We start from the raw sequence: 19,523 nt of genomic DNA on the forward strand, positions 1-19,523 counted from the left end.
CTCTGCACACGGCGAGGCGGGACGGATGCCGCGGACCCACGCGCCACGCCGGGCAGGCCCGAGCAGTCGCGGCATCCGTCGCCACGGCCCGCCCCCACCACGCGCTGCTGACGCGAAGCGGGGCGGATGCCGCGAACCCACCTGCCACGCTCGGGCAGGCCGGAGCGGCATCCGCGGACGCTGCGCTCACCGCCCTGCGGACGCGCGCGCCTACCACCGGGCCGCACAGGGCGGCCGCTGCGGCATCCGGGACCATGGCCCGCCCCTACCGCACGCGCCACACACGCGAAGAGGGGCGGATGCCGCGGCATCCGCCCCTCTTCGGGATCGATCGGGTCTACTCGTCCTGGCCGAGCGTGCCCAGGTACAGGCCGATGACCTTCGGGTCGTTCAGCAGGTCGCGACCGGTGCCGGTGTAGGCGTCGTGTCCCTGGTCGAGCACGTAGCCGCGGTCGCAGATCTGCAGGCAGCGGCGGGCGTTCTGCTCCACCATGATGGTCGTGACGCCGGCCCGGTTGATCTCCTTGACCCGCAGGAACGCCTCGTCCTGGCGCACCGGCGACAGGCCCGCGCTGGGCTCGTCGAGCAGCAGCACGTGCGGACCCATCATGAGCGCACGGGACATGGCGACCATTTGGCGCTCACCGCCCGACAGCGATCCGGCCCGCTGGCCGAGGCGCTTGCCGAGCTCGGGGAAGATCTCGGTCACGAACGCGAGGCGGTCCTTGAGGCCCTTGGGCTTCTGGAACATCCCCATCTCGAGGTTCTCCTGGATCGTCAGCGAGGGGAAGACGTTGTTCGTCTGCGGGACGAAGCCGACTCCCTTCGCGACGAGCTTGTTCGCCTTGAGGTTGGTGATCTCCTCGCCCTGCAGCCGGATCGCGCCGTCGCGCACCTTCACGAGGCCGAAGATCGACTTCAGCAGCGTGGACTTGCCCGCGCCGTTCGGACCGATGATCCCGATGAGCTCGCCCTGCCTCGCGACGAGGGAGCACGAGTTGAGGATGTTCACGCCGGGGAGGTACCCCGCCGTGACGTTGTCGACCTCGACGACCGCCTCGGCCACGGGGTCGAGCACCGCGCCGGCGGCCGGTTCACTGTTCGTCATCGATGAGCTCCTTCATGGCCTCGACATGGTCGGTGTCGGTGGCACCGAGGTCGGTGTCGTGGTGGGCGCCGAGGTAGGCGTCGATCACGGCCTGGTCCTGCATGACGTTGTGCGGGTCGCCCTCGGCCACGATCTTGCCCTCGGCCATCACGATCACCCAGTCGGCGATGTGACGCACCATGTGCATGTCGTGCTCGACGAACAGCACCGTCATGCCCTGGGACTTCAGGTCGAGGATGTGGTCGAGCAGCGACTGCGTGAGCGCCGGGTTCACACCCGCCATCGGCTCGTCGAGCATGACGAGCGTCGGGTCGCTCATGAGCGCCCGCGCCATCTCGAGGAGCTTGCGCTGTCCGCCGGAGAGGCTCGCCGCGTAGTCCTCCTTCTTGGCGTCGAGCTTGAATCGGCCGAGGAGCTCGATCGCCTTGGCGTCGATCTCCTCCTCCTGCTTGCGCCAGATGAAGGGCAGGATCGAGCGGAACAGGTTCTCACCCGACTGGCCCTTCGCACCGAGCTTCATGTTGTCCATGACGGTGAGCAGGCCCAGCGCCTTCGTGAGCTGGAAGGTGCGGATGAGGCCCATGCGCGCCACCCGGTAGGCGGGGACGTGCGCCAGCGAGCGACCGTCGAACTCCCACTTGCCCTCGTCGGGCTTGTCGAAGCCCGTGAGCAGGTTGAAGAACGTGGTCTTGCCGGCACCGTTCGGCCCGATGAGGGCCGTGATGGCCCCGCGCGGGATCTCGACGTGGTCGACGTCGACGGCGGTGAGGCCGCCGAAGGTGCGCTTGACGCCGTCGGCGATCAGGATCGGGTCGACCTTCTGGACGCCCGGTGCGGGTTCGCCGACGTGGAGGCCGGTGGTCTTCACCGGCTTGGACGTGGGAGTGGTTTCACTTGACAAAGGCCAGCTCCTTCTTGTTTCCGAAGATGCCCTGAGGCCTGAATACGACGAGCAGCATGATCGCCACGCCGACGAGGATGAACCGGAGCTGACCGGCCTGCACCTGCGTCATGAAGGGGAACCAGCCCGCCTCGACCGCACGGGCGACGAAGCCCGAGAAGAACGAGAGCAGCACCCAGAAGATCATCGAGCCGATGACCGGACCGAGGATCGTGGCGGCGCCGCCGAGGAGCAGGATCGCGTAGATGAAGAACGTGAGCGACGTCTGGTAGTTCGCGGGCACGACCGCGCGCGGCATGATGAAGATCATGCCGGCGAGGGTGCCGTAGACACCACCGATGATGAGGCTCTGCATCTTGTAGGAGTACACGTTCTTGCCGAGTGCGCGCACGGCGTCCTCGTCCTCGCGGATGCCCTTGATCACGCGGCCCCACGGGCTGCGCATGATCAGCCAGGTGATCAGTGCGAAGACCACGACGAGCGTCCAGCCGACGATGCGGATCCACCAGTCGTACGCGTTGTACGTGAACGGTCCGAACCCGTAGGTGCCGGGCGGGATCGGGTTGAGGGCGGCGAAGCCGTCCTTGTAGCCCTGGAGTCCGCTCGCGGAACCCGTGATGGCGTCGAACGTGTTCGTGGTGAAGATGAGCCGCAGGATCTCCGCCGCCGCGATCGTGACGATCGCGAGGTAGTCGGCCCGCAGGCGCAGCGTCGGGATACCGAGGATGAGGGCGAAGATCACGGATGCCCCGACGCCGACGAGCACGGACGCCCACACGGGGAATCCGAAGCTCAGCGTCGAGATCGCGTAACCGTACGCGCCGAGGGCCATGAAGCCGGCCTGACCGAAGTTCAGGAGGCCCGTGTATCCGAAGTGGATCGCCAGGCCGAGGGCGGCCAGGGCGTAGGCGGCAGTGGTGGGGCTGATGAGCTCCTGCGCCGCGTTGGAGAAGATCGCAATCCAGTCGATCATGTCGGGTTCCTCCTCAACCGATTCTCTCGCGGCGACCGAGGATTCCCTGCGGTCGGAACAGCAGCACCAGGATGAGCACGACGAGCGCGCCCACGTACTTCATGTCGGACGGCAGCCACAGCGTCGACAGCTCGATGAAGAGGCCCACGATGAGGGAGCCGACGAGCGCGCCGAACGCGGTGCCCAGGCCGCCGAGGGTGACCGCGGCGAAGATGAGCAGGAGGATCTGGAAGCCCATGTCCCAGCTCACGCCGGGACGGAAGTACGCCCAGAGGATGCCCGAGAGACCGGCGAGCGCGCCGCCCGCGATCCAGACGATGCGGATGACGCGGTCGACGTCGATGCCGCTCGCGGCCGCGAGGCTCGGGTTGTCGGAGACCGCTCGCGTCGCCTTGCCGATGCGGGTGCGCAGCAGGAAGAACGCGAACGCGAGGAGCACCACGACGGAGGTGGCCATGCTCGCGACGTCGATCCACGAGAGCGTGATCGGCCCGATGCGGATGTCCGACGGCAGGGTGGCGCCGGGCAGCTGACGGGTCGCGCCGCCGTAGAAGAACTGGTACGTGTAGCGCAGCGCGAGCGACAGGCCGATGCTCACGATCATGAGCGGGATCAGTGCGACCCCGCGCCGCCTGAGCGGTTTCCAGATCGTGGCGTCGAGCGTGTAGCCGAGGCCGGCGCTGAGCACGATGGCGATGGCGATGGCGAGCCAGATCGGCAATGCCAGGTCGACGCCGAAGGTCAGCACCATCAACGCGCCGAACGTCACCATCTCCGCGTGCGCGAAGTTGGAGAGGCCCGTCGTGCCGAAGATCAGCGAGAGGCCGATCGCCGCGAGCGCGAGGAGGAGGCCGAAGTTCAGGCCGTTGACCACGCGGATGAGCACCTGGGCGCCGATGTCCGTCGTGGTCCTCGTGCCTTCACCGAGGAAGAAGTTCACCGCCTTGCGGTTGGTGAGGCCGAACTCGGCGGTCACCGTGGCCTGGCCGTCCTGGACGACGACGCCCTCGGGAAGGGTGTCCTCGTTCAGCGTGAGCTCGTATTCGGCCTTCTCGGGCACACCGAGGGTCCAACGGCCATCGGCGTCGGTCTCGGTCGAGGCCTCGAAGCCGCCGCCCTCGACCGTGATCTCGACGCCCTCGAGGGGCTCGTCGTCGAACGTGACGTTCCCGACGAAGAAGTTCTCGAACTCTTCCTCGGAATTCGGGCTGGGCGTACTCCCATCCTCCGCCATCGCAGGGGACGCTGCGATGCCGGACAGAGTGAGTGCGGACAACAGAATTCCGAGGAGGATGAGCCACCTCCCGCGAGACCGTCTGGCGACTGTTTGCGTGGGTTCCACTGCACCTCCTGGGGTCCCGGGGGCTGTTGGCCGTCCGGGTCCGGTCTTTCCTGCCGACAACGTCGTCTGACAGTACGTGCCGATTATGTCCCATGTGTTTCGCACACAGTCACAATGGCCCTCGATTGTTATCCGGGGAATGCCCGCTGCGCAAACTCGCTTAACATTGATGCATCCCGGGAGCTCCACCACTCACGGGTGCGCCATGACTCGGAGAGACGAAGGGGAGACATGGATCAGGCAGATCCGTTCGGATTCACAGGGCTGACCTACGACGACGTCCTGCTGCTGCCAGGCCACACCGACGTGATCCCGAGCGAGGCCGACACGACCTCGCGGCTGACGCGACGCATCGACGTCGCGACGCCCCTCCTGTCCGCCGCGATGGACACCGTCACCGAGGCGCGCATGGCGATCGCCATGGCGCGCCAGGGCGGCATCGGCATCCTGCACCGCAACCTCTCCATCCAGGAGCAGGCCGACATGGTCGACCGGGTGAAGCGCAGCGAGTCGGGCATGGTCTCCAATCCGGTGACCACCACGCCCGACGCCACGGTCGCCGAGGTCGACCACCTGTGCGCCACCTATCGCGTGAGCGGCCTGCCGGTCGTCGACGGCGAGGGCGTGCTCGTCGGCATCATCACGAACCGCGACATGCGATTCGTCTCCGACTTCGAGAAGCCGAGCACCTACGTGCGCGACGTCATGACCAAGGCGCCGCTCATCACGGGCCGCGTGGGCATGGACCCCGACGAGGCGATCGCGATCTTCGCGCAGCACAAGGTGGAGAAGCTGCCGCTCGTCGACGGTGCCGGCCGCCTGACCGGCCTCATCACCGTCAAGGACTTCGACAAGTCGGAGCAGTACCCGAACGCCACGAAGGACGCCGAGGGCCGCCTGCGCGTCGGCGCGGCCATGGGCTTCTTCGGCGACGCGTGGGAGCGCGCAGAGGCGCTGCGCGACGCGGGCGTCGACGTGCTCGTGGTCGACACGGCCAACGGCGAGAGCGCGGGCGTGCTCGACATCATCCGCCGCCTGAAGGCCGACCCGTCGTTCGCCCACATCGACGTGATCGGCGGCAACGTCGCGACGCGCGAGGGCGCCCAGGCGCTCGTCGACGCGGGTGCCGACGCCGTGAAGGTCGGCGTCGGACCCGGCTCGATCTGCACCACGCGCATCGTCGCGGGCGTGGGCGTGCCCCAGATCACCGCCGTGTACGAGGCCTCGAAGGCCACGAAGCCGGCGGGCGTCCCGCTCATCGCCGACGGCGGCCTCCAGTACTCGGGCGACATCGCGAAGGCGCTCGTCGCCGGCGCCGACACCGTCATGCTGGGCTCGCTGCTCGCGGGCACCGCCGAGAGCCCCGGTGAGCTCGTCTTCCAGAACGGCAAGCAGTTCAAGGCCTACCGCGGCATGGGCTCGCTCGGCGCGCTGCAGACCCGCGGCAAGAAGACGTCGTACTCGAAGGACCGCTACTTCCAGGCGGATGTCCCGTCGGACGACAAGCTCATCCCCGAGGGCATCGAGGGGCAGGTGCCGTTCCGCGGTCCCGTCTCGGCCGTCGCGTACCAGCTCGTCGGCGGGCTGCGCCAGTCGATGTTCTACGTGGGCGCGCGCGACATCGCCGAGCTGAAGACGAAGGGCCGCTTCGTGCGCATCACGCCCGCGGGCCTGAAGGAGTCGCACCCGCACGACGTGCAGTTCATCGTCGAGGCGCCGAACTACACCCGCTGACGGTCAGCGCGGCGGGCCGAAGGCCCGACGCGCTTCCGTCAGAAAGGCGGAGCAGGAGCGCTCGCGACGCGCCAGCGTTGCGAAGCGTGCCGCGGTCAGACTCGAGAACGTGAGGCCACGCCCTGTTCCGGGCTCGTGCCGCGTCTCGATACGCGTCGCGCTGCGCGCGGCGCTACTCGACGACCGGGGTTACTCGACGACCGGGTCAACGCGCCTCCGCCAGCCGCGTCACCGCCTCCGCCAGCACCTCCGGCGTGCACGCGAAGTTGAGGCGCGCGTGGCCGCGGCCGACGGATGCCCCGAAGGCGGGTCCGCCCGTGAGCGCCACCTTCGCGTGCTCGAGCGCGTGCGCCGCGGGGTCGTCGCCCCAGCCCAGCGCGGACAGGTCGAGCCAGGCGAGGTACGTGGCCTCCGGCATCCGATAGCGCACGTCGGGCAGCTCGTCGGCGAGGAGGTCGGCGAGCAGGCGCCGGTTGTCGTCGAGGCTCGCGAGCACGCCGTCGAGCCAATGGCCGCCCTCCTGGAAGGCCGCGATCGTCGCGATGGCGCCGAACTGGCTCATGCGCCACGAGACCTCCTCGGGCATCCGACCGCGCACCGCGTCGCCGCGTTCGCTCGCCGTCACGATGAGCGCGGCCTTCAGCCCGGCGATGTTGAACGCCTTGGTGGCACCGGTGACGGCGACGCCCCATTCGCGCGCGGCATCCGACACCGTGAGGAACGGCGTGTACGGCGTCGTCGGCTGCGCGAGCGCGCCGTGCACCTCGTCGGACACGATCGTCACGCCGAACCGCGCCGCGAGCTCGGCCAGGGCGGCGAGCTCCGCCGATGCGGGGTTGATGCCGAGGGGGTTGTGCGGGTTGCAGAGCACCATCGAGCGGGCGCCGGCCGCGAAGGCCGCCTCGAGGCCGTCGAGGTCGAGCGACCAGCCCTCGTCGATGCCGCCGCGCATGGGCACCTCGACGACGGAGGCGCCGGCCTCGGCGACGAGGGCGTAGAACGGCGGGTAGACCGGCGGCGTGAGCACGACGCCGTCGCCCCGCTCGGTGACCTGGCGGAGCACCTCGACGATGCCCATGCTCACGTCGGCGGTGCACGTGATGCGGGCCGGATCGACGTCCCAGCCGAGGCGCGTGGCCGCGAAGCCCTGGAACGCCTCGGCGACCTGGCGCCCGCCCGATGCGTAGCCCGTGTCGGAGCGTTCGATCGCCGCGTGCAGCGCGTGCGCGATGGGCTCGGCCAGCGGGTAGTCCATCTCGGCGACGGGCAGGGGCAGCACGTCGGACGGGAATGTGCGCCACTTGACGCTGGTCCGGCTGCGGAGGACGTCGAGGGGCTCTGCGGCGACGCGTTGCATGCGTCCAGCTTGCCCCACGATGGCACGGTGGCGTCGCATGCCGCTGGCCGGTAGTCTGATCGGCTGCCCTCTCCGGGCGGCGCGGCTCGCGCCGCGAACGGATCGGACACTCACCCATGGGCTTCATCGACGTCAACGGCGTCTCCTTCTCGCTCCCCGACGGGCGGCCGCTGCTCGCCGACCTCGCGTTCCGCGTGACCGAGGGGCGCACGACCGCGCTCATCGGCGCGAACGGCGCGGGCAAGTCGACCCTCCTGCGGATCATCCGCGGCGACCTGCGACCCGACGAGGGGAGCGTGCAGGTCGACGGCGGGCTCGGCGTGATGGACCAGTTCGTGGGCACCGGCCGGACGGTGCCGGGCGCCGCGCCGACCGTGGCGGGACTGCTCGTGTCGGTGGCGCCGGAGCGCGTCCGCGACGCGGCGCTCGAGCTCGAGGCATCCGAGGACGCCCTCATCGAACGCGATGACACCGAGACGCAGATGCGCTACGCGTCGGCGCTCGCCGAGTACGCAGAGGCGGGCGGCTACGAGCAGGAGGTCGTGTGGGACCACTGCACGATGGCCGCGCTGGGCGTCCCGTTCGAGCGGGCGAAGTGGCGCGAGCTCGCGACGCTGTCGGGCGGCGAGCAGAAGCGGCTCGCGCTCGAGGCGCTGCTGCGCGGGCCCGAGCAGGTGCTGCTGCTCGACGAGCCCGACAACTCGCTCGACGTTCCCGGCAAGCGCTGGCTCGAGGCGCAGCTGCGCGCGACGCCGAAGACCGTGCTGCTCGTGTCGCACGACCGCGAGCTGCTCGCGAGCGCCGCCGACCGCATCGTGACGCTCGAGCTCGGCGCCGCGGGCAACACCGCCTGGGTGCACGGCGGCAGCTTCGAGGGCTACCACGAGGCGCGCGAGGAGCGCTTCGCCCGGCTCGACGAGCTGCGCCGGCGCTGGGACGAGCAGCACGTCGCGCTGAAGACGCTCGTCGCGACCCTCAAGGTGAAGGCGACGTACAACGACGGCATGGCGTCGCGCTACCAGGCGGCGGTGACGCGGCTGCGCAAGTTCGAGGAGGCCGGGCCGCCCGAGGAGCGGCCGCCGGCGCGTGCGGTGTCGATGCGGCTGCGCGGCTCCCGCACGGGCAAGCGCGCGGTCGTGTGCGAGCGCCTCGAGCTGAGCGGGCTCATGAGGCCGTTCGACCTCGAGGTCTGGTACGGCGACCGCGTCGCGGTGCTCGGCTCGAACGGCTCGGGCAAGTCGCACTTCCTGCGGCTGCTCGCCGGCGGCGGCACGGAGCCCGATCGCACGCTCGGCCACGTGACGACGGTCGGCGAGACGCTCGCGCGCGTCCCGCACGAGGGTCGGGCCGTGCTCGGCGCCCGGGTGGTGCCGGGGTGGTTCGCGCAGAACCACGAGCATCCCGAATTCCACGGACGCACGCTGCTCGACATCCTGCATCGGGGTGACGCGAACCGCGAGGGCATGGCCCGCGAGGCCGCGAGCTCGGCGCTCGACCGGTACGGGCTCGCGGCGGCCGCGCAGCAGCGGTTCGAGTCGCTCTCGGGCGGGCAGCAGGCCCGGCTGCAGATCCTGCTGCTCGAACTGTCGGGCGCCACGCTGCTGCTGCTCGACGAGCCGACCGACAACCTCGACCTCGTCTCAGCGGAGGCGCTCGAGGACGCGCTGTCGCGGTTCGACGGCACGGTGCTCGCGGTCACGCACGACCGGTGGTTCACGCGCAGCTTCGACCGGTTCCTGGTCTTCCGGTCCGACGGCGAGGTGGTCGAGTCGGATGCCCCGGTGTGGGACGAGGCGCGGGTGGTGCGGGCGCGGTAGCGGCATCGTGCTGCGCCGCGCGGGGGCATCGTGCGGCGCCGCGTGGCGGCGTCCGTGTGCCCGGAGGGGACCCTTCGGTAGGGTTGACGGGTGACCCAGGAGATCGAGATCGGCCGCTCCAAGCGAGGCCGCCGCGTCTACGCGTTCGACGACATCGCGATCGTGCCGAGCCGGCGTACGCGCGACCCTGAAGACGTGTCGGTCGGCTGGTCGATCGACGCGTACCAGTTCGACATCCCGTTCCTCGCGGCGCCGATGGACTCGGTCGTGTCGCCGCGCATCGCGATCATGATGGGACAGCTCGGCGGCCTCGGCGTGCTCGACCTCGAGGGCCTCTGGACGCGCTACGAGGACCCCGAGCCCGTGCTCGCCGAGATCCGCAACCTCACGCCCGAGCGGGCCACGTCGCGCATGCAGCAGCTCTACGCCGAGCCGATCAAGCCCGACCTCGTCACGGCTCGACTCGCCGAGATCCGCGCGGCCGGCGTGACGGTCGCGGGCGCGCTCTCGCCGCAGCGCACGCAGGAGCTCTACGAGACCGTCGTCGCGGCGGGCGTCGACCTCTTCGTCATCCGCGGCACCACCGTCTCGGCCGAGCACGTCTCGAAGAACGTCGAGCCCCTCAACCTCAAGAAGTTCATCTACGAGCTCGACGTGCCCGTCATCGTCGGCGGCGCGGCCACCTACACCGCGGCGCTGCACCTCATGCGCACGGGCGCGGCGGGCGTGCTCGTCGGCTTCGGCGGCGGCGCGGCCTCGACCACGCGCGCGACGCTCGGCATCCACGCGCCCATGGCGACGGCGGTGGCGGATGTCGCGGGCGCGCGTCGCGACTACCTCGACGAGTCCGGCGGCCGCTACGTGCACGTCATCGCCGACGGCGGCGTGGGCAAGTCGGGCGACATCGTGAAGGCGATCGCGTGCGGCGCGGACGCGGTGATGCTCGGTGCCGCGCTCGCCCGCGCGACCGACGCCCCCGGCGGCGGGTACCACTGGGGCGCCGAGGCGCACCATTCGAAGCTGCCCCGCGGCCAGCGCGTGCAGGTCGGGCAGGTGGCGTCGCTCGAGGAGGTGCTCTACGGGCCGGCGCCGGCCGCCGACGGCAGCGCGAACCTCGTGGGCGCGCTGCGACGCTCGATGGCGACGACCGGCTACTCCGACCTCAAGGAGTTCCAGCGCGTCGAGGTCGTCGTCGCGCCGTACCAGGGGGCCTGACGCTCCTGGCCGTCGGGCCCGAGTCGCTGCCACCCGTCCTCCACAGGCGGGCTCTTGTCGGCGGTGCTGGGAGACGCCCGCGCGTCCGTTCCATCCGTCCGGGCGCTCGGGTAGCGTGGATTCCGGATCACGCGGTCTCGCCGTGAAACCGCGGGGATGGGGTACGACGATGGCACGTCTCAAGTCGGTGACGCGTTCGACGAAGCTCGGACCCGAGGAGCGCGAGGCCGCGCTCACCCGGCTCAAGGAGAAGGAACTCGACATCCTCGTGGTGGGCGGCGGCATCGTCGGCACGGGCGCCGCGCTCGACGCGGTCACCCGAGGCCTCTCGACCGGCCTCCTCGAGGCCCGCGACTGGGCGTCGGGCACGTCGAGCCGATCGTCGAAGCTCGTGCACGGCGGCATCCGCTATCTCGAGCAGCTCGACTTCCGGCTCGTGCGCGAGGCGCTCATCGAACGAGGCCTGCTGCTGCAGCGCATCGCCCCGCACCTCGTGAAGCCCGTGCGCTTCCTCTACCCCGTGCAGAAGCGCATCTTCGAGCGCTTCTACGTGGGCGCCGGCATGATGCTCTACGACATCTTCAGCTACACCGGCGGTCGCCCGCCCGGGGTGCCGCACCACCGCCACCTCTCCAAGCGCCAGGTCATGAAGGCCATCCCGTCGCTCTCGAACGACGCGCTCGTGGGCGGCATCACCTACTACGACGCCCAGGTCGACGACGCGCGCTACGTGGCGAGCCTCGCGCGCACCGCGTCGTTCTACGGCGCGCACGTCGCGAGCCGGGTCAACGTCGAGGGCTTCATCAAGGTCGGCGAGCGGGTCGTCGGCGTGAAGGCGCACGACCTGCAGACGGGCGAGCACTTCGAGGTGCGCGCCCGGCAGGTGGTGAACGCCACCGGCGTCTGGACCGACGACACGCAGCGCATGGTCGGCGAGCGCGGCACGTTCAAGGTCCGCGCGTCGAAGGGCATCCACCTCGTGGTGCCGCGCGATCGCATCCAGTCCGCCATGGGCATGATCTTCCGCACCGAGAAGAGCGTGCTGTTCGTCATCCCGTGGGGCCGGCACTGGCTCATCGGCACGACCGACACCGACTGGAACCTCGACAAGGCGCACCCTGCGGCGACGGCGGCCGACATCGACTACCTGCTCGAGCACGTGAACGCGGTGATGGCCGTGCCCCTCACGCGCGAAGACGTCGAGGGCGTGTTCGCCGGGCTGCGTCCGCTGCTCGCCGGCGAGAGCGACCAGACGTCGAAGCTGTCGCGCGAGCACATCGTCGCGCACACCGTGCCCGGGCTCGTCGTGGTCGCGGGCGGCAAGTGGACGACGTACCGCGTCATGGCGAAGGACGCGATCGACGCCGCCGCCGACGCGATGGACGGCCGGATCCCGCCGTCGACGACGCAGGACATCCCGCTGCTGGGCGCAGAGGGCTACCAGGCGGCCTGGAACAAGCGCGGCAAGATCGCCCACGCGTTCGGCGTGCACAAGGTGCGCATCGAGCACCTCCTCAACCGCTACGGCACGATGACCGACGAGCTGCTCGACCTCATCCGCGCCGAGCCCGAGCTGGGGGAGCCGCTGCCCGGCGCCGACGACTACCTCGCGGCCGAGGTCGTCTACGCGGCCTCGCACGAGGGCGCCCTGCACCTCGACGACGTGCTCGCCCGCCGCACCCGCATCTCGATCGAGGCGTGGGATCGCGGCGTCTCGGCGGCCCCGGTCGCGGCGAAGCTCATGGCACGGGTGCTCGGGTGGGACGAGGAGCGCGAGGCGCTCGAGGTCGAGCGCTACCTGCAGCGCGTCGCCGCCGAGCGCGCGTCGCAGCAGCAGCCCGACGACGAGTCCGCCGACCGCGTGCGGCTCGAGGCGCCCGACATCGTGAAGGTCGAATGATCCCACGCGGATAGACTGGGGCGCGGGCCTGATCGAGTCCGAGGAGCGCGCGCCATGGTTGATGTCCGCCGGGTCACCCTTCCCGGTGTCGGCGTGCTGCACTCCTTCGCGGCGGCCGACGGCGGCGAGGTCGCCGTGGTCGCCCACCGCACGGGGTCCAGCGACCTGGTGAGCCGTCCCCCCGGCGCTCGCGACGACGACGATGCCGTGACCGTTCGGCTCGACGAGGACGAGGCGCACACGCTCGCCGAGCTGCTCGGCGGCACGCGCATCGTGGAGTCGATCGCCGAGCTCGACGAGCTCCCCGGCGTGCCGATCGACTGGATGACGGTCGACGAGGGCGACGCGATCGTGGGCCGTCCCCTCGGCGAGGCGCCCGTGGCATCCGGCGTCGCGATCGTCGCGGTCGTGCGCGACGATCACGCCCACCCGTCGCCCGCCGCAGACTTCATCGTGCAGCCCGGCGACACGGTCGTGGCGGTCGGCCCCACCGACCGCATCGCCGAGGTGTTCCGGGTGATGAACGACGGCCCCGCACGAGGTGCCGAGGCCTGATGCTCCAGATGATGCTGCGCCCCCGGTGGGTGCTCGCGCTCCTCCTCGCCCTCGGCATCGCCGCGGGCTTCGCGCTGCTCGGCCAGTGGCAGCTCGAGCGCGCGGTCGAGCAGGCCGTGGTGCAGGAACGGCCGACCGAGGAGGTGCGCCCGCTCGCCGACGTCGCCCAGCCCGACGGGCCCACCGAGCAGGCCGCGACCGGCCAGCGCGTCGAGGTGACGGGCAGGTTCGTGCCCGGCGACACGGTCATCGTCGAGGGTCGGCTCAACGACGGGGTCGCCGGCTACTGGCCGGTGGCGCATCTCGAGGTGACGGATGCCGCGCCCGGCGGCCTGCCCGTCGCCCTCGGCTGGGCGCCCGACCTCGAGGCCGCGCAGGAGGCCGCCGACCGCTTCGACGCCCGGGCGGGCGACGAGGCCACCGTGGTCGGACGCTTCCTGCCGAGCGAGGCGCCGATGACGCCCGACGACGAGGCCGACCCGAACGCGATGCAGACCGTCGCGGTGGCGCAGCTCATCAACGTCTGGGCGGACTACGACGATCGGCCGGTGTACTTCGGCTACGTGACGGCGACCGAGCCGGCCGCCGGGCTCGAGGCGATCTCCTCACCGCCGCCCGAGGAGTCCGTGGAGCTCAACTGGCTCAACGTCTTCTACGCCGTCGAGTGGGTCGTGTTCGCCGGGTTCGCGATCTTCCTCTGGTACCGGCTCGTGCGCGACGCGGTCGAGCGCGAGCGCGACGCGGCGGAGGCCGAGGCCGAGACGTCCGACTCCGTGTCGCGCTAGCTTTCCGAGCTCCCTCGTCGAGGTCGGCTTCCGAGCCGGATCACGCGTGATCCGATCGTCGCCGGTGCCTCCCGATGGCCACGACGAGCGCACCGGCCACGAGCAGTCCAGCCGGCAGCGCCAGTGCGCTCGCCGCATCGGAACCCGTCGGCGGGAGCATCGGCGCCGAGCCGTGCGCCGGGGCGGCCGCCGGCTCCGTCGGGCTCCCCGGCTCGGTCGGCGGTGGGGTGGCGTCCGTGGTCGCGGCGATCCGGACGGTGTCGCTCCACTCCGACGCGCCCATCACCGTGATCCGGGTGCTCGAGATCGTGTCCGTGTATCGCTCGCCCGCAGCGAGGGGTGCGCGTTCGAAATCGGCGTAGAACGTGGGCGGTGCCGTTCCGTCCTTCGCTGCGATGCGCACCGGCCCGTGACCCGTCGTCACGTCGGACGAGACGATGTAGACCACTACTCCTCCACTGATCGTCGCATCGAATCGATCCGGCCGACGTGACTCGATGACCAGCGCCCGACGCTCGGACGTGGGAATCACGACCGCCAGTGTCGGCCCGTCTCTCGTCAGGGCGCCGATCGTCACGTCCGGCACACCGCCGCCCGGGGCGATGCAGCGAACCTGGGAGTCGTCCATCCAGCCCAGCCGCCAGCGATGCCAGCTGAAGAATTCACCGCCCGAGGCCAGACCCATGAGGTCCAAGTCGCTCACGTACTGTGCCTGGGGAAGCTCTCGCGTGGTGTCGTACAGGTCCGGAAGCCCGAACGTGTGCCCTGTTTCGTGGACGAGGGTGGCGCGGAGGTCCTGTTCGACCATGGGGAGGGTGACGGCGCGATCGACCGGCGGACCGCCTTCCGGAAGGTAGACCACGTTGTCGGCTCCGGCCCGAGTCGGGAGGGGGTCCGCCCACGGGAAGAAGAGCCAGACCACTTCGGACACCGCGAAGTCGATCGAATCACCGGCAGCGGTGACCGCGTCGACCACGAACGGCATCCATGCGGGGCCGAAGACGTCATCCTCAGTGGCCGGGTACTCGGTGGTGTTCTTCGGCATCATGACGGGATCGTTCTGCTCGAGGACGTCGACCTCCAGCCGCCCCTCGGAGAGCGTCTCGAGTCGCTCTTCCGTCTCGGCGATACCCTGGCGAACCGCTTCCAGCGATGCGTTCCCCGGCGCGCCGAGTGCCAGATCGGGGAACTCGACGAAGACGACCTGAGCCGTGAGAGTGCCCGTCGGGGTCGCGGCTCGGAGATCGCGTGCGAAGCCCTCGTTGAAGGTGCCCACACCCACGCTCTCGAGCTTGCAGTCCGCGATCGGGAGCTCGGACGTCGCCGCCGGTTGCGCGAGAGCCGCCGGCGTGAGGAAGAGGACGAATGAGGCGGCCAGCGTGAGCGTGGCCGACACCGCGACGATGCGTGAGCGCATGATGCTCCTGCCTCGGGTCGCCTCCGAGCGTACCGATGTCGACTGGAGCGGGCGACACCCCGTTCGGGGCCGACATCCCGTTCCGCCCGGGGCGAACGCCGCCCGCGCGCACCCGCCACGGGCGGATGATCGACGTGTGGACGAAGCAGACCCCCTCGACGCGTACTCGGCCGTGGTGACGCGGGTCGCGGCATCCGTGCTGCCGAGCGTCGCGAGCCTCGCGGTGCGCACCTCGCGCGGCGAGGGCGCAGGCAGTGCGAGCGTGATCTCGACCGACGGCGTGCTGCTCACGAGCGCGCATGTGGTGTCGGGAGCGCGATCGGCCGAGGCCACCTTCGCCGACGGCACGTCGGTCATGGTCGACGTGATCGGGCGCGACGTGCTCTCCGACCTCGCGGTGCTCCGCGCGCGGGCGGCGGTGCCCGCGCCGGTCGAGCTCGGCGACGCCGCCGGCCTCCGGGTCGGCCAGCTCGTGGTCGCGCTCGGCAATCCGATGGGGCTCGCCGGCAGCGTCACGGCCGGCATCGTGTCGAACCTCGGCCGGTCGCTGCCGACCGCCTCGGGGCGGGTCATCGACGAGGTCATCCAGACGGATGCCGCGCTGAACCCCGGCAACTCCGGTGGCGTGCTCGCCGACGGCGCGGGTCGCATGGTCGGGGTGAACACCGCGGTCGCGGGCATCGGCCTCGGACTCGCCGTGCCGATCAACCGGGCGACGCGCGACATCATCGCCACGCTCACGCGCGCCGGCCGCGTGCGCCGGGCGTGGCTCGGCATCGTCGGCACCAGGGTGCAGCTGGCCCCAGAGCTCGCGGCGCGCATCGGCTCGCCGACCGGCCTGCAGGTCGCCGGCGTCGCACCCGACAGCCCGGCCGACCTGGCGGACATCCACCGCGGCGACATCGTCGTGTCGCTCGACGGCAACGACGTCGTGACGTCGACGTCCATCCAGCGGCTCATGGTGGAGGACGCGATCGACCGCCAGGTCGAGATGACCGTGTGGCGCAACGGTGCGCTCGTCGACGTGTTCGTCGTGCCGCGGGAGCTCGTCGACGCGTCGTAGGCACTGGCACCCCGTTGCGTCTCGATACGCGTCGGCTTCGGCGGCGCTACTCGACGACCGCCGCCGTATGCGCCACGTAGACTGTTCGCATGCCCCTCGAGCCGAAACTCGCCGATCTGCCGCGCATTCGCGGGGCGCTCCGCTTCTACCAGGTCGCCGCGATCATCACCGGTGTGCTGCTGCTCGCCCTGTGCGCCGAGATGCTCATGAAGTACGCGTTCGGGCTCGAGCTCGAGCTCGGCGGCCCTGACGGCTTCCTCGCGTTCGTGCCGACCGACACCGTGACGGCGGTCAACCTGTCGACCGGCATCCTCATCGTGCACGGCTGGTTCTACGTCGTGTACCTGTTCAGCGACTTCCGCCTGTGGAGCCTCATGCGCTGGCCGTTCATGCGGTTCATCGTCATCGCGCTCGGCGGCGTCATCCCGTTCCTCTCGTTCATCCTCGAGGCCCGCATCGGCCGCGAGGTGCGCGCGTACCTCGCACGACGCGAGTCCGAGGCATCCGTCGCACCGGGTGCCGCCACGGATGCCGCGACCGACCCCGCCGACTCCATGGAGGCCCAGCAGTGACCGACGCGACCCCCGAGCAGCCCACCGAGCAGCGTCCCGTCCTCGTCGTCGACTTCGGGGCGCAGTACGCCCAGCTGATCGCGCGGCGCGTGCGCGAGGCATCCGTCTACTCGGAGATCGTGCCGCACACCATCACGGCCGAGGAGGTGCGCGCGAAGAACCCGGTCGGCATCGTGCTCTCGGGCGGACCGTCGTCGGTCTACGAGGAGGGCGCGCCGGCGCTCGACGAGGGCATCCTGCAGCTCGGCGTGCCGACGCTCGGCATCTGCTACGGCTTCCAGGTCATGGCGCAGCAGCTCGGCGGCGAGGTCGCGCACACCGGCCACCGCGAGTACGGCTCGACCGCCGTCACCGCGCGCACCGACGACGACAACGCGCTGCTGTCGGGCCAACCCGAGGCGCAGATCGTGTGGATGAGCCACGGCGACTCGGTGTCGCGGGCGCCCGAGGGCTTCGAGGTGCTCGCCTCCACGGCGACGACGCCCGTCGCGGCCTTCGCGAACGACGAGCGGTCGCTCTACGGCGTGCAGTGGCACCCCGAGGTGAAGCACTCCGAGTTCGGCCAGCGCGTGCTCGAGAACTTCCTGCACCGGGCGGCCGGCATCCCCGCCGACTGGAACCCCGACAACGTCATCGCCGAGCAGGTCGAGCGCATCCGCGCGCAGGTGGGGTCGTCGCGCGTGATCTCGGCGCTCTCGGGCGGGGTCGACTCGGCCGTCTCCACCGCGCTCGTGCAGCGGGCCGTCGGCGACCAGCTCACCGCGGTGTTCGTCGACCACGGCCTGCTGCGGCAGGGCGAGCGCGAGCAGGTGCAGCAGGACTACGTCGAGGCGACCGGCGTCCGGCTCGTGACGATCGACGCGGTCGACACGTTCCTCGACGCGCTCGCCGGGGTGACCGACCCCGAGGAGAAGCGCAAGATCATCGGCCGCGAGTTCATCCGCGCCTTCGAGCAGGCCGAGCGCGACCTCATCGCCGAGGCGGCGGCCGACGGGGAGCCGATCCGGTTCCTCGTGCAGGGCACGCTCTACCCTGACGTCGTCGAGTCGGGCGGCGGCACGGGCACCGCGAACATCAAGAGCCACCACAACGTGGGCGGCCTGCCCGAGGACCTGCAGTTCGAGCTCGTCGAGCCGCTGCGCACGCTCTTCAAGGACGAGGTGCGCGCCATCGGCCGCGAGCTCGGGCTGCCCGAGGCGATCGTGGGACGCCAGCCGTTCCCGGGTCCGGGCCTCGGCATCCGCATCGTCGGGGAGGTCACTCGCGATCGCCTCGAGGTGCTGCGCCAGGCCGACGCGATCGCGCGCGAGGAGCTCACCGCCGCGGGCCTCGACCAGGAGATCTGGCAGTGCCCGGTCGTGCTGCTCGCCGACGTGCGCTCGGTGGGCGTGCAGGGCGACGGCCGCACCTACGGGCACCCGATCGTGCTGCGTCCCGTCTCGTCGGAGGACGCGATGACCGCCGACTGGACCCGCCTGCCCTACGACGTGCTCGCGCGCATCTCGAACCGCATCACCAACGAGGTGCGCGAGGTGAACCGTGTCGTGCTCGACGTCACGTCGAAGCCGCCGGGCACCATCGAATGGGAGTAGGGGGCGCGGGCTCGCCGCGTAAAGGGCGCGGACCATGCGGTCTGCGCCCTTCGTCCTTCGACTCGCGAAGTCGAGACGAGGGCCGTGAGCGCGAGTCGATCGAGTGCGACCCAGTCGGGCAGGCGGCGGATGGCGCGACGATGCGAGTCGACGCGCGACCGCACGACCACACGTCGACGCGTGACCGCGCACCACTGGCAGGATGGGCCCATGCCGGTCGTGGAGAACTCGAAGCTCACCGTCGTCGGAGCCGGAAGCGTGGGCGCCAGCCTCGCGTACGCCGCGCTCATCCGTGGATCGGCCAGCGAGGTGGCGCTGTACGACATCGCGGCCGAGAAGGTGCAGGCCGAGGTGCTCGACCTGGCGCACGGCACGCAGTTCACCGACGCCCGGGTGTCGGGTGGCGACGACCTCGCCGTGGTCGAAGGCTCGCACGTCGTCGTGATCACGGCGGGCGCCAAGCAGCATCCGGGGCAGTCGCGCCTCGAGCTCGCCGACACGAACGTGCGCATCCTCGAGCAGCTGCTGCCGAACCTGCAGGAGCGGGCGCCCGACGCGGTGTTCCTGCTCGTCACGAACCCCGTGGACGTGCTCACGGTCGTCGCGCAGCGCATCACGGGCCTGCCTGCGAATCGGGTCATCGGCTCGGGCACTGTGCTCGACACCTCCCGGCTGCGCTGGCTGCTGGCTCGGCGTGCCGGCGTCGCGACGTCGAGCGTGCACGCCGACATCGTGGGGGAGCACGGCGACACGGAGTTCCCGCTCTGGTCGAACGCGCGCATCGGCCCGGTGCCGATCCTCGATTGGCACGGCGGCGAGTCGTTCTCGCTCGCGGAGCTCGACGAGATCGCGCACGAGGTGCGCAACGCCGCCTACACGGTCATCCGAGGCAAGGGCGCGACGAATTCGGCGATCGGGCTCGCCGGCGCCCGCATCGTGGAGGCGGTGCTCGACGACGAGCAGGCCGTGCTGCCGGTGAGCACCGTGCTCTCGGGCCAGCACGGGATCGACGGCATCGCGCTCTCGGTGCCGTGCCTGGTCGGTGGCGACGGCGCGTTCCCGCTCGAGGGCGTGCCGTTCTCCGCCGACGAGGAAGGGCTGCTGCGCGCCTCTGCCGACGCTCTTCGCGCGTCGCTCGGCTCGATCGGCCGCGGCGCGTGATCCTCGGCCTCCCGATCGCGGCCGGAGTGCT

The 19,523-nt window shown here is 70.8% G+C and carries 16 protein-coding genes; 10 read left to right on the top strand and 6 right to left on the bottom strand.

Going from position 1 to position 19,523, the window contains the following annotated elements; translation table 11 throughout:
- Window positions 1-337: 337 nt before the first annotated feature.
- From FYC51_RS12225 to FYC51_RS12240, 4 genes are read right to left on the bottom strand one after another with little or no spacing between them, the layout of a single operon-like run.
- Window positions 338-1,108 carry an ABC transporter ATP-binding protein gene (locus FYC51_RS12225; protein ID WP_148733854.1) on the bottom strand — a complete coding sequence of 257 codons (771 nt, stop codon included), beginning with the start codon at window positions 1,106-1,108 and terminating at the stop codon, window positions 338-340.
- Window positions 1,095-2,009 (bottom strand): ABC transporter ATP-binding protein, encoded by a 915-nt coding sequence (locus FYC51_RS12230; RefSeq protein ID WP_148733855.1) that lies wholly within the window; start codon window positions 2,007-2,009, stop codon window positions 1,095-1,097. The genes FYC51_RS12225 and FYC51_RS12230 overlap by 14 nt, the downstream gene beginning before the upstream one ends.
- On the bottom strand, window positions 1,999-2,979 hold the full coding sequence (locus tag FYC51_RS12235; RefSeq protein ID WP_148734278.1) for a branched-chain amino acid ABC transporter permease: 981 nt from the start codon (window positions 2,977-2,979) through the stop codon (window positions 1,999-2,001). The genes FYC51_RS12230 and FYC51_RS12235 overlap by 11 nt, the downstream gene beginning before the upstream one ends.
- Window positions 2,980-2,995: 16 nt before the next feature.
- Complete coding sequence (locus FYC51_RS12240) at window positions 2,996-4,216, bottom strand: branched-chain amino acid ABC transporter permease (RefSeq protein WP_148733856.1); 1,221 nt, start codon at window positions 4,214-4,216, stop codon at window positions 2,996-2,998.
- Between the two features lie 339 nt (window positions 4,217-4,555).
- Here FYC51_RS12240 and guaB point away from each other — a divergent pair, with 339 nt between their 5' ends.
- Window positions 4,556-6,058: an IMP dehydrogenase gene (gene guaB / locus FYC51_RS12245; protein ID WP_148733857.1), complete on the top strand. Its 1,503-nt coding sequence runs from the start codon at window positions 4,556-4,558 to the stop codon at window positions 6,056-6,058.
- Window positions 6,059-6,263: 205 nt separating this feature from the next.
- On the opposite strand, the gene FYC51_RS12250 is transcribed toward guaB, so the two are convergent.
- Window positions 6,264-7,415, bottom strand: a complete 1,152-nt coding sequence (locus FYC51_RS12250; protein WP_148733858.1) for a MalY/PatB family protein — start codon at window positions 7,413-7,415, stop codon at window positions 6,264-6,266.
- 116 nt (window positions 7,416-7,531) lie between these two features.
- On the opposite strand from FYC51_RS12250, the gene FYC51_RS12255 reads away from it, so the two are divergent.
- The 5 genes from FYC51_RS12255 (at window position 7,532) to FYC51_RS12275 (ending at window position 13,687) form a co-directional block, all read left to right on the top strand.
- The gene (locus FYC51_RS12255) at window positions 7,532-9,232 is read left to right on the top strand and encodes an ABC-F family ATP-binding cassette domain-containing protein (protein ID WP_148733859.1); all 1,701 of its coding nucleotides are present in this window, start codon (window positions 7,532-7,534) and stop codon (window positions 9,230-9,232) included.
- Between the two features lie 90 nt (window positions 9,233-9,322).
- Window positions 9,323-10,447 carry a GuaB3 family IMP dehydrogenase-related protein gene (locus tag FYC51_RS12260; RefSeq protein ID WP_148733860.1) on the top strand — a complete coding sequence of 375 codons (1,125 nt, stop codon included), beginning with the start codon at window positions 9,323-9,325 and terminating at the stop codon, window positions 10,445-10,447.
- A gap of 169 nt (window positions 10,448-10,616) precedes the next feature.
- Window positions 10,617-12,347: a glycerol-3-phosphate dehydrogenase/oxidase gene (locus FYC51_RS12265; RefSeq protein WP_187432606.1), complete on the top strand. Its 1,731-nt coding sequence runs from the start codon at window positions 10,617-10,619 to the stop codon at window positions 12,345-12,347.
- A 54-nt stretch (window positions 12,348-12,401) separates the two neighbouring features.
- Window positions 12,402-12,902, top strand: a complete 501-nt coding sequence (locus FYC51_RS12270) for a cation:proton antiporter regulatory subunit (protein WP_148733861.1) — start codon at window positions 12,402-12,404, stop codon at window positions 12,900-12,902.
- Between the two features lie 11 nt (window positions 12,903-12,913).
- Window positions 12,914-13,687, top strand: a complete 774-nt coding sequence (locus tag FYC51_RS12275) for an SURF1 family protein (protein ID WP_187432607.1) — start codon at window positions 12,914-12,916, stop codon at window positions 13,685-13,687.
- Window positions 13,688-13,727: 40 nt separating this feature from the next.
- Here the strand turns inward: FYC51_RS12275 and FYC51_RS12280 are convergent, their stop codons facing one another.
- Window positions 13,728-15,104 (bottom strand): metallopeptidase domain-containing protein, encoded by a 1,377-nt coding sequence (locus FYC51_RS12280; protein ID WP_148733863.1) that lies wholly within the window; start codon window positions 15,102-15,104, stop codon window positions 13,728-13,730.
- 136 nt (window positions 15,105-15,240) lie between these two features.
- Between FYC51_RS12280 and FYC51_RS12285 the strand changes: the two genes are divergently transcribed.
- From FYC51_RS12285 to FYC51_RS12300, 4 genes are all read left to right on the top strand, one after another.
- Window positions 15,241-16,167, top strand: coding sequence for a S1C family serine protease (locus FYC51_RS12285; protein WP_238476317.1), 927 nt, complete (start codon window positions 15,241-15,243; stop codon window positions 16,165-16,167).
- An 89-nt stretch (window positions 16,168-16,256) separates the two neighbouring features.
- The gene (locus FYC51_RS12290) at window positions 16,257-16,739 is read left to right on the top strand and encodes a DUF3817 domain-containing protein (protein ID WP_148733864.1); all 483 of its coding nucleotides are present in this window, start codon (window positions 16,257-16,259) and stop codon (window positions 16,737-16,739) included.
- On the top strand, window positions 16,736-18,331 hold the full coding sequence (gene guaA, locus FYC51_RS12295) for a glutamine-hydrolyzing GMP synthase (RefSeq protein ID WP_148733865.1): 1,596 nt from the start codon (window positions 16,736-16,738) through the stop codon (window positions 18,329-18,331). Before FYC51_RS12290 ends, guaA begins: the two co-directional genes overlap by 4 nt.
- A gap of 210 nt (window positions 18,332-18,541) precedes the next feature.
- Window positions 18,542-19,492, top strand: coding sequence for an L-lactate dehydrogenase (locus tag FYC51_RS12300; protein ID WP_148733866.1), 951 nt, complete (start codon window positions 18,542-18,544; stop codon window positions 19,490-19,492).
- Window positions 19,493-19,523 lie beyond the last annotated feature (31 nt).

Source organism: Agromyces mariniharenae (genome assembly GCF_008122505.1).
GTDB classification, from domain to species: Bacteria; Actinomycetota; Actinomycetes; order Actinomycetales; family Microbacteriaceae; genus Agromyces; species Agromyces mariniharenae.

Excerpts from the sequence above, each read along its gene's own strand:
- guaB (WP_148733857.1), top strand. The coding sequence starts at position 4,556 with ATGGATCAGGCAGATCCGTTCGGATTCACAGGGCTGACCTACGACGAC.
- FYC51_RS12240 (WP_148733856.1), bottom strand. The coding sequence starts at position 4,216 with ATGGCGGAGGATGGGAGTACGCCCAGCCCGAATTCCGAGGAAGAGTTC.
- FYC51_RS12225 (WP_148733854.1), bottom strand. The coding sequence starts at position 1,108 with ATGACGAACAGTGAACCGGCCGCCGGCGCGGTGCTCGACCCCGTGGCC.
- FYC51_RS12270 (WP_148733861.1), top strand. The coding sequence starts at position 12,402 with ATGGTTGATGTCCGCCGGGTCACCCTTCCCGGTGTCGGCGTGCTGCAC.
- FYC51_RS12275 (WP_187432607.1), top strand. The coding sequence starts at position 12,914 with ATGCTGCGCCCCCGGTGGGTGCTCGCGCTCCTCCTCGCCCTCGGCATC.
- FYC51_RS12250 (WP_148733858.1), bottom strand. The coding sequence starts at position 7,415 with ATGCAACGCGTCGCCGCAGAGCCCCTCGACGTCCTCCGCAGCCGGACC.
- FYC51_RS12280 (WP_148733863.1), bottom strand. The coding sequence starts at position 15,104 with ATGCGCTCACGCATCGTCGCGGTGTCGGCCACGCTCACGCTGGCCGCC.
- FYC51_RS12255 (WP_148733859.1), top strand. The coding sequence starts at position 7,532 with ATGGGCTTCATCGACGTCAACGGCGTCTCCTTCTCGCTCCCCGACGGG.
- FYC51_RS12290 (WP_148733864.1), top strand. The coding sequence starts at position 16,257 with ATGCCCCTCGAGCCGAAACTCGCCGATCTGCCGCGCATTCGCGGGGCG.
- FYC51_RS12265 (WP_187432606.1), top strand. The coding sequence starts at position 10,617 with ATGGCACGTCTCAAGTCGGTGACGCGTTCGACGAAGCTCGGACCCGAG.
- FYC51_RS12300 (WP_148733866.1), top strand. The coding sequence starts at position 18,542 with ATGCCGGTCGTGGAGAACTCGAAGCTCACCGTCGTCGGAGCCGGAAGC.